The organism is Corallococcus llansteffanensis (genome assembly GCF_003612055.1).
In the GTDB taxonomy this organism is placed as follows: Bacteria; Myxococcota; Myxococcia; order Myxococcales; family Myxococcaceae; genus Corallococcus; species Corallococcus llansteffanensis.
Genome location: NZ_RAWB01000410.1, coordinates 1 through 8,959 on the forward strand (window position 1 = coordinate 1; position 8,959 = coordinate 8,959).

Here is an 8,959-nt window from a genome sequence, read left to right on the forward strand (position 1 = left end):
GAGGTGTCCCTTCTCGTCCGTCAGCCGCCCCTGCGCCGTGGCCACCCGGCCCCCGATGTGGATGATCTCCCCCCTGCACTGCAGCGGCCCCGAGTCATGCGCGATGCCCCGCACGTAGTTCACGTGCAGCTCCAGCGTCGTGTAGCCCACGCCCACCGGCAGCATCGTGTGGATGGCGCACCCCATCGCCGAGTCCATCAGCGTGGCCGCGAGCCCGCCGTGCACCATGCCAATGGGATTGTAGTGGTATTCGCCTGGCTGCACGCCGAACACCACCTTGCCCTCCTCCAGCTCCACGAGCGTGAAGCCCATCAGCTCCGCGATGGGAGGCCCCGGCAGCTCGCCCCGCTGGATGGCGCGCAGGTACTCCATTCCGGACAGCTTCTTCGCCGCCGAAGCGCCCTCCCGGGGATCCTTCCACGACACCGTTCGCGTGCGCGGGTTCGCTGCCTGGTCGCTCATCAGGGCTCCTTCACGGTTTGAATGACCCTTCTTGAACTCATGGAAGGATGACCGTAATACCATCCCGTCCGAACATCCGGGTCAAGGAGCATTCCATGGAGCAGCGGCGCGTCGTGGTGACGGGAATGGGGCTCATCAGCCCGTGTGGCACCGGCGTGGAGAAGAGCTGGGACGCGTTGATCCACGGCAGGAGCGGCGTGGGGCCCATCACGCTGTTCGACGCCAGCCAGCTCGACTGCCGCTTCGCCGGGGAGGTGAAGGACTTCCAACCGGAGGACTTCATCGAACGGCGCGAGGTGCGGCGCATGGACCGCTTCGCGCAGTTCGCGGTGGCGGCGGCGGACATGGCCCTCGCCGACGCGGGGCTCGTCATCACCCCCGAGAACGCGGAGCGCGTGGCGACCATCATCGGCTCCGGCATTGGCGGCATCAGCAGCCTGGAGGAGACGTACAAGAAGGCGCTGGAGAAGGGGCCCGACCGCATCAGCCCCTTCTTCATCCTCCAGATGATCATCAACATGGCGCCCGGCTACGTCTCCATGCGCCACGGCATCAAGGGCCCGTCCTGGTCCACCAACTCCGCGTGCTCCACCAGCGCGCACGCCATCGGTGAAGCGCTGCGCGGCATCCAGCGCGGTGAGTTCGACGCGGCCGTCGCGGGCGGCGCCGAGGCCCCCATCTCCCTGCTGGGCGTGGGCGGCTTCGCCGCGATGAAGGCCCTGTCCACGCGCAACGACGCCCCCCAGGCCGCGAGCCGCCCGTTCGACCGGGACCGCGACGGCTTCGTGCTCGCGGAGGGCGCCGGCATCGTCATCCTGGAGGAGTACGAGTTCGCCCGCGCCCGGGGCGCCCGCATCCTCGCGGAGGTGGTGGGCTATGGCGCCAGCTCCGACGCCCACCACGTCACCGCCCCCGCCCCGGAGCACGAGGGCGCCCAGCGCGCCATGCGGGCCGCCCTCAAGGACGCGCGCCTGGAGCCGTCCGCCATCGGCTACCTCAACGCGCACGGCACCTCGACGGACATCGGCGACCTGCTGGAGATGCAGGGCATCGCCCGCGTGTTCGGTGATGCGGCCTCCCGGCTCGCCGTCTCCTCCACCAAGTCCATGACGGGCCACATGAACGGCGCGGCCGGCGCCGCCGAGGCCGTCATCAGCATCCTGGCCCTCACCCGGGGCGTGCTTCCCCCCACCATCAACCTGGAAAACCAGGACCCGCGCATCCCGCTCGACTGCATCCCCAACGTCGCCCGCGAGAAGCGCCTGGACGCCGTCATGAGCAACTCCTTCGGCTTCGGCGGCACCAACGTGGCCCTCGTCTTCCGCCGAGCGCCGGACGGCCCGTAGGGACGCCCGTAATACTTTGTAAATATCCGCGTGCTGGTTTACTGACTTTTCCCCAGTTCTGCCGCGCCGCGTTGGTAAACGGTTGACAAACTGCGCCAAGGGCGGGCCCTCCGCACACCCGGCGCAGCTGAAAGCCCCATGATTACATGGGATTACGTCCTTCCTGGCCCAGGAGGGAGGCAGTCAACCCTCTGCGCGTTGCCTGAGGGACAGCGCTCCAGTGGATCCAAAACGTTGATTGCAAATCGGTAAATCGATTTGCAGAGTGGATCCAGAGACCCGGTGTCGGACACGTCGTCTGACGCGGCCCACCGGTGGCTGGAGCCATGAACAACGACAACGCTCTGAACGCGAACGTGGGGCTGAAGCTTCGAGGCCTGCGGTTGCAGCGCAACATCAAGCAGGCGGACGCGGCCAAGGACCTGGGCGTCTCGCCCGCGTACCTGAACCTCATCGAGAAGGGCAAGCGGGTGATGCCCTTCCCGCTCCTGTGGAAGGCGCTGCGCTACCTGGAGCAGGACCCCGAACAGTTCATGTCCACGCTGGGCGAGGGCCGCGTGGACGAGGCCCTGGCGAAGCTGCTGGACGAACCGCTGCTCAAGAGCCTGGACATCGACTCCGAGTCGCTCCAGTCGCTGTCCGCGGAGCCGAAGCTCGCCGGCACCGTCGCGGCGCTCTTCAACCTCTACAAGAACACGCGCACGCAGCTGGAGAACGTGCTCGCGCAGCTCAACGTGGAAGAGCGCACGCGCACGCAGGGGTCGCCCTCCGGCAACGGCCTGGGCAACACGCCGGGCGTGCGGTTCGACTACTCGCCCTTCGACGAGGTCAGCGACTTCCTGGAGAAGCACCGCAACTACTTCCCGGAGCTGGAGGAGCAGGCGGAGGGGCTGCGCCGCGACTTCCGCCTGGAGCAGCAGATCACCAGCAGCCAGCTCACCCGCATGCTGGAGGAGCGCTTCGACTACAAGGTGCGGATCGAGCGCGCCAACAGCGGCTCGTCCGTGGTGCGCCGGCTGGACCTGGACGCGCGCACGCTCACGCTGTCGCCGGACCTCACCGAGCAGCCCCTGAAGTTCCAGATCGCCGCCTCCATCGGCCTGATGGTGATGGACCGCGAGAAGCTGGTGGAGCGCATCCTGGGCGCCGGGCGCATGCGGCACGGGGAGACCGAGCGGCTCATCAAGGTCAACCTCGCGAACTACTTCGCCGGCGCGCTGATGCTGCCCTACGGCGAGTTCTTCAAGGAGGTGCAGCGCACGCGCTACGACGTGGAGCTGCTCTCCAACGTCTTCGGCACCACCTACGAGACGGTGGCCCACCGCATCTGCAACCTGTCCGACCCCAAGCGCCAGGGCCTGCCCTTCCACTTCCTGCGCGCGGACATCGCCGGCAACATCTCCAAGCGCTACAGCGGCACCGGCATCCGCTTCGCTTCGGGCGGCGGCTCCTGCGCGAAGTGGGCGGTGCACCTGGCGTTCCTCAACCCGTCGCAGATCACCCGGCAGTACTCCATCATGCCGGACGGCACGACGTACTTCTGCTTCGCCAAGGTGCAGCTGCAGCCGATTGAAGGCTCCATCGTGAAGGGCACCGCGTACTCCATCGGCCTGGGCACGCACGCGGAGAACGCGAAGTACCTGGCGTACGGCCTGCCCACCAACGACCTGCGCAAGGACGCCATCCCCAGCGGCATCTCCTGCCGCTTCTGCGAGCGCACGGACTGCAACCAGCGCGCGGCGGCCAGCTACCGCTTCGCCTTCGCCTTCGACGAGTACACGAAGAAGGACTGCTTCTTCTCCCCGCTGCTCGTCCACGAGAAGGAGAAGGGCGAGCGCAACGGAAACCACGAGCCGGACGGCAACGGCACTGACGGCAGCGAGAAGCACGATTCGCTGGACAGGGGCGCCCGGCGCCGCAAGGGTAGCGAGAGCTGACCATGCACCCGCCCGATACCGAACGCGCCCACATCGCCGACGCCATCCAGAAGCAGCAGAACGCGCTCGCCTCGCTGCGCATCACCGGGGCCCCCTCCGAGGTGGGCCAGGGGCTGGTGACGCTCGCGGAGCTGCACGGGATGCTGGAGGACCACGCCGCCAGCCGCGAGCACTACGAAGAGGCGCTGCGCTTCTTCAAGACGGCGGGCAACAAACCCGGCCAGGCGCAGGCCCTCTTCGGCCTGGGCGTGGTGAAGGCCCACTTCGAGGACCACCGGGGCGCCATCGAACACATGGCCCTGGCCGCCGGCCTCTTCAACGAGGCGAGAGATCGCGACGGCGAGGCGCTCACCCGCGCCTGCATCGGCGAGTCCCTGCGCGCGATGGGCGAGGTCGACGGCGCCGAGGAGAAGTACCAGGAGGCGCTCATCCTCTTCCGCCAGACGCGCAACACCGAGCGCATGGCGCGGCTGCTGCTGGACATCGGCGACCTGCGCATGGCCAAGGGCGAGTACGAGCCCGCGCGCAAGCGGTTCCTGGAGGCCGTGCCGCTGCTGGAGCAGGGCGAGGACCCGGAGGCGCTCGCGCTGGGCCACCTGCTGCTGGGTGAATCCGAAGGCCTGCTGGGCCACCACGACAACGCGCGCCCGCACCTGCTGCGCGCGGTGGACGTGTACGAGGGCCTGCACGACCACGTCTACGAGGCCCGCGCCCGCTGGGACCTGGGGCTGTCCTGCTACTACCTCCAGGACTTCCCCGCGGCCCGCGCGCAGTTCGAGGCAGTGCTGCCGCTGTACGAGGACCAGGGGCTCCACGACGACGTGGCCAAGGTGAAGAACGTGCTCGCGCACTTCACCGCGCGCGGCGTGTAGCCACCCCGCGCGGCCCCTGCGATTCCGAGCCTTGGAGCCTCGGAACCTCTGGGGCTTCCGAGCTTGGGGCTCAGGCCTGGAAGCCGGCGCCCACCGCGAGCGCCAGCAGGCCCAGCACCCCCGCGGCGATGGCGGTGTAGCGCCACTCCCCGCGCAGGCCCAGCAGCGTCCCCGCCATCGCCAGCCGCGCCACCGGCGTCACCAGCAGCATGGACGCCGCGCCCTTGCGCAAGAGGTCGATGGCCACGTGCACGGACTCGTCGCGCGGCAGCAGCTCCAGCGCGAGCGACGCCACGAACATCCCTCCGCTCATCACCGCGCCGGTGCGCAGCATGCGCGCGATCCACCGCTCCCCCCTGCTGGCACGCGCGGCCCAGCGCCGCGCGTGGGGCCGGGCATCCGGCTCGGTGACGGGCTCGTCGTGGAGCGAGTCGAGTGCTTCGGGGAGTGCTTCCGGAAGCGCTTCCGGGAACGGCTCCGGCACGGGCAGGGCCACGGCCTGTGCGTTGCGCGCCGGAGGCCCTGCCTCCGCCCCCCTCACCGACGGGTGCACACCGTGCATCAAGGGACCGACTTCATTCATTTCCATAGGCTCGGCCACAACCCCTCCCCACCCTTCCAAAGCATCTGGCCGGCCACCAGAAGCAGTACCGCTGCGAAGAGCTTCTTCAAGACCGCGGTGGGAACCTTCGGCATGAACCGGCTGCCCACCGACGCGCCGGCCAGCACCCCCACCACCAGGGGCGCCACGAGCCCCAGGTTCAGGTGGCCGCGCCACGCGTAAGCCGCCACGCTCGCGGCGCCGGTGACGCCCACCATCAGGTTGCTGGTGGCGCTGGCCACCTTGAAGGGCACGCGCATGCCGTAGCTCATGAGCGGCACCTTCAGCGGGCCACCGCCCACGCCCAGGAGCGCCGACAGGCCCCCCGCGACGAACGAACCGGAGATGCCCAGCGGGTAGTTGACGGGCACGTACTCCGTCGTCGACACCGGCTCCTGCACCGGCGTGCGCAGCAGCAGCATCTGCAGCGACACGAAGAGCGTGAAGAGGCCGAACACCACCGCCACCATCGCCTCCGCGACGAAGGCCGCGACGAGCCCGCCGACGATGGCGCCCATCACCGTGGCGAGCTCCAGCGTGAGCCCCAGCCGCAGGTCGCTCAGTTTGTTCTCCACGTAGCTGGCGGCGGCGGCGCAGGAGTTGGCCACCACGCACATCAGGCTCGCGGGGACGGCCTGCTCCAGGGGGATGTCGAACCCCAGCGCCAGCAGGGGCACCAGCACGATGCCGCCACCAATGCCCAGCAGCGCGCCCAACCCGCCCGCCATCACACCCGCCGCCATCAAGAGGAATACCGTCATTCCCTATCGAGGATAGGGGGCACTCCCCGCTTCGGATAGCGCACCCCCCGTGAGGGCAGGTGGCTCGATTGGCCGGACGCCCTCCACGCGGACATCGCTTCCGACGCGCGCGGTGGATCAGCGTTCACTACGCGGCAGTGGCCCCCAGCGTTCCCTCGGGAAACTCCTCGAAGAAGCGCGCGCGCGTGCGGGGCGTGTAGGTGCCGCGCGCCATGTATCCGTGAAGCCTCTTGATCAACCCGCGCGTCACATCCAGCGCGGCGTCCACCTCCGCCGCGAAGTCGAAGACGTCGTTGCGGTACAGCTCCTGGAAGGAGAGCTGCGTGTATGCCGGCAGCGCTCGCACCCGCCCCAGGGGGCTGGAGAGGAAGAGGCCGGAGACATAGAGGCCACGCACCCAGCCATCCAGCTCCGCCTTGGTGGGCGCCTGGCCCATGCGCTCCTGGGACGCCAGCCGCACCAGCTCGTAGATGCCCCGGCCGATGCCGCGCAGCGGGATGCCCTCGCTCTTCACCACCTGGAACTTCTCCCGCAGGCGCGACCTGCCCACGCCGTCCGTGCCGTCCTGTTCGCGCAGGAAGAACAGCGTCTGTGCCCACTCCATCTGCCGGCGCGCATCCCAGGCCCGCTCGCCCTTGCGGCGGTGGCGCAGCACCAGCGCGTCCACCAGCGGATGGAGGCGCCGGTCCAGGCTCAGGTGGGTGAAGTAGCCAGCGAGGATGGCCAGCCCCGCCTCGGTGCCCACGAGGGCGCCGGTGGCGACGAGCTCCGCCATCTTGAGCCCCAGGCCCACCGGGGCGCGCTCGTGGTACAGCCGCGCGAAGGGGGGCCAGCCCGCCTCCGGCAGCAGCAGGGACAGGCCCCCACGAACGCCCGCGCAGAGCGGCAGGTCCGGCAGCGCCGCCCCGAAGCGCGCGTACGGCAGGTCTTCCGACAGCGCCCGCACCCAGTCCGCGGGGAGCCCTTCGGGATGGGCCGCCAACCGTTCGATGGCCGTCAGATGGAGCAACAGGGTGGGCATGGGGAACCCAGAGCTATCCAGCGCGCCGGGGCAATGCAATGCCGGAGTGGCAACCAGCGCTTTGCGAGCAACACGGCGCGCGTCTACAGTCGCGCCCTTCGGATCACCTCTTCTTCCCATCCAGTCCAGGAGTCCAAGTCGCCATGCAATTCAGTCTCGTCTCCGGTGACGCCGCGCCGGTGAGCGGTGAGCTGCTCGTCATCCCCCTCTTCGAGGGCGAGCTGGGCGATGCCGCCCCCGCGCCGCTGGCCACCGCCGACTCCGCCCTGGACGGCAAGCTGCGCGCCACCGCCGCCCAGGAAGGCTTCAAGGGGAAGGTGGATCAATCCTTCCTGATGCACACCCTGGGACGCCTGGGCTCCGACCGCGTCCTGCTCCTGGGCCTGGGCAACCGCGCGCGCTTCCAGCCGGAGGTGCTGCGGCTCGCCGCGGGCCGCGCGGCCAAGACGGCGCAGCGGCTGAAGACCCCCGCCATCGGCTTCCGCGTGCCCGCCACGGACGACGCGGAGGGCGCCGTGCGCGCGGTGGTGGAGGGCCTGGAGCTGGGCGTCTACCGCTTCGACAAGTACAAGTCCGCCGCGCGCGAGGAGAAGGGCGCGCCCAAGCTCACCCGCGCCACGCTCACCCTGCCCCAGGGCACGGAGAAGTCGCGCGCGCTCGATGACGCGCTCTCGCTGGGCCTGAAGCTGGCGGAGGCCGTCAACTGGGCGCGCGACCTGGTCAACGAGCCCCCCAACGTCGTGACGCCGGTGCGGCTGGCGCAGGCCGCGCAGCAGGCCGCGAAGGAGGCGGGCCTCCAGGCGGAGATTGGCGGGCGCAAGGAGATTGAGCGCCTGAACATGGGCATGTTCCTGGGCGTCACCGCCGGCAGCGTGCAGGAGCCCCGGCTCATCCACCTGGTCTACACGCCGAAGAACGCGAAGGACGCCAAGCGCGCCCCGCTGGCGCTCGTGGGCAAGGCCATCACCTTCGACTCCGGCGGCCTGTCGCTCAAGCCCACCGAGGGCATGGTGGAGATGAAGACGGACATGGCGGGTTCGGCCGCGGTGCTGGCCGCCATGAAGGTCATCGGCGGCGTGGTGAAGCCGCCCTTCCCCGTGCACGCCTTCATCGGCGCGTGCGAGAACATGCCGTCCGGCACCGCGTACAAGCCGGGCGACATCCTCACCGCGCGCTCCGGCAAGACGGTGGAGATCACCAACACGGACGCGGAAGGCCGCCTCGTCCTGGGCGACATGCTCACCTGGGCCGGCGAGCACAAGCCGTCCGCCATCATCGATCTGGCGACCCTCACGGGCGCGTGCATGGTGGCGCTGGGCAACTACATCGTGGGCGCGTTCGGCGACGACGACGCCACGGTGAACGGCGTGCTGGCCGCCGCGAAGGCCGCGGGCGAGGAGATGTGGCGCCTGCCCGTCACGGATTTGCAGAAGGACGCGCTGCGCTCCGAGGTCGCCGACATGAAGAACTCCGGCGAGCGCTGGGGCGGCGCCATCAACGCGGCCCTCTTCCTCAAGGAGTTCGTCGGCGAGGTGCCGTGGGTGCACCTGGACATCGCCGGTCCGTCCAACAGCCCCAAGGAGCGCGGCTACCTCAACAAGGGCGGCACCGGCGTCGGCGCGCGCACCCTGGTGGAGTACGTGCGCCGCCGGGCCACGGACCTAGCGGCCCACCCGGAGAAGGCGGAGGCCCCCGCGCCCGCGAAGGCCGCGAAGCGCGCGAAGGCGAAGACGGCCCGCTAGCTAGCGCGGGTCGCCGGGCTCGGGCTCGGGCGCGCGAGGTGTCGCGCGCACGGCCACGCTCGGCTCCGGGAGCGGACGGACACCCGCCAGCAGGGTGTCCACGCTCTGCACCACGTCCCCGGACACCTCCGTGGGCCAGGTGGCCAGCATCATCAGCACCCGGCCCCCGTTGCCCTCGCGCACGGCCACCTTGCCGCGCACGCCCTCCCCCACCCGG

Annotated in this window: 8 protein-coding genes and 1 pseudogene; 4 read left to right on the forward strand and 5 right to left on the reverse strand. The window is 69.9% G+C overall.

Annotation, left to right across the window (positions count from 1 at the left end; all coding sequences use genetic code 11):
* Window positions 1–462 (reverse strand): PaaI family thioesterase (locus tag D7V93_RS30055; protein WP_147451407.1); only part of this gene is annotated, 462 nt, incomplete at its 3' end.
* Between the two features lie 95 nt (window positions 463–557).
* Between D7V93_RS30055 and fabF the strand changes: the two genes are divergently transcribed.
* From fabF to D7V93_RS30070, 3 genes are all read left to right on the forward strand, one after another.
* On the forward strand, window positions 558–1,808 hold the full coding sequence (fabF, locus tag D7V93_RS30060) for a beta-ketoacyl-ACP synthase II (protein WP_120646660.1): 1,251 nt from the start codon (window positions 558–560) through the stop codon (window positions 1,806–1,808).
* Window positions 1,809–2,134: 326 nt separating this feature from the next.
* Window positions 2,135–3,745: a helix-turn-helix domain-containing protein gene (locus tag D7V93_RS30065; protein WP_120646661.1), complete on the forward strand. Its 1,611-nt coding sequence runs from the start codon at window positions 2,135–2,137 to the stop codon at window positions 3,743–3,745.
* A gap of 2 nt (window positions 3,746–3,747) precedes the next feature.
* Window positions 3,748–4,617 (forward strand): tetratricopeptide repeat protein, encoded by an 870-nt coding sequence (locus tag D7V93_RS30070; RefSeq protein ID WP_120646662.1) that lies wholly within the window; start codon window positions 3,748–3,750, stop codon window positions 4,615–4,617.
* Window positions 4,618–4,687: 70 nt separating this feature from the next.
* On the opposite strand, the gene D7V93_RS30075 is transcribed toward D7V93_RS30070, so the two are convergent.
* From D7V93_RS30075 to D7V93_RS30085, 3 genes are all read right to left on the reverse strand, one after another.
* Complete coding sequence (locus D7V93_RS30075; protein ID WP_244237600.1) at window positions 4,688–5,179, reverse strand: hypothetical protein; 492 nt, start codon at window positions 5,177–5,179, stop codon at window positions 4,688–4,690.
* Window positions 5,180–5,196: 17 nt separating this feature from the next.
* The gene (locus D7V93_RS30080; RefSeq protein WP_120646663.1) at window positions 5,197–5,979 is read right to left on the reverse strand and encodes a sulfite exporter TauE/SafE family protein; all 783 of its coding nucleotides are present in this window, start codon (window positions 5,977–5,979) and stop codon (window positions 5,197–5,199) included.
* A 127-nt stretch (window positions 5,980–6,106) separates the two neighbouring features.
* Entirely contained in the window at window positions 6,107–7,000 is an 894-nt protein-coding gene (locus tag D7V93_RS30085) for a hypothetical protein (protein WP_120646664.1), read from the reverse strand.
* A 143-nt stretch (window positions 7,001–7,143) separates the two neighbouring features.
* Here D7V93_RS30085 and D7V93_RS30090 point away from each other — a divergent pair, with 143 nt between their 5' ends.
* A complete protein-coding gene (locus tag D7V93_RS30090; RefSeq protein ID WP_120646665.1) occupies window positions 7,144–8,742 on the forward strand; it encodes a leucyl aminopeptidase in 1,599 nt (532 codons plus the stop codon).
* On the opposite strand, the pseudogene D7V93_RS30095 reads toward D7V93_RS30090, so the two are convergent.
* Window positions 8,743–8,959 (reverse strand): annotated as a pseudogene (locus D7V93_RS30095) (hypothetical protein); the annotation flags it as partial.

Bases quoted from the DNA above. Each gene is read 5' to 3' on its own strand.
- D7V93_RS30090 (WP_120646665.1), top strand. From the start codon at position 7,144: ATGCAATTCAGTCTCGTCTCCGGTGACGCCGCGCCGGTGAGCGGTGAG.
- fabF (WP_120646660.1), top strand. From the start codon at position 558: ATGGAGCAGCGGCGCGTCGTGGTGACGGGAATGGGGCTCATCAGCCCG.
- D7V93_RS30065 (WP_120646661.1), top strand. From the start codon at position 2,135: ATGAACAACGACAACGCTCTGAACGCGAACGTGGGGCTGAAGCTTCGA.
- D7V93_RS30085 (WP_120646664.1), bottom strand. From the start codon at position 7,000: ATGCCCACCCTGTTGCTCCATCTGACGGCCATCGAACGGTTGGCGGCC.
- D7V93_RS30080 (WP_120646663.1), bottom strand. From the start codon at position 5,979: ATGACGGTATTCCTCTTGATGGCGGCGGGTGTGATGGCGGGCGGGTTG.
- D7V93_RS30070 (WP_120646662.1), top strand. From the start codon at position 3,748: ATGCACCCGCCCGATACCGAACGCGCCCACATCGCCGACGCCATCCAG.
- D7V93_RS30075 (WP_244237600.1), bottom strand. From the start codon at position 5,179: ATGCACGGTGTGCACCCGTCGGTGAGGGGGGCGGAGGCAGGGCCTCCG.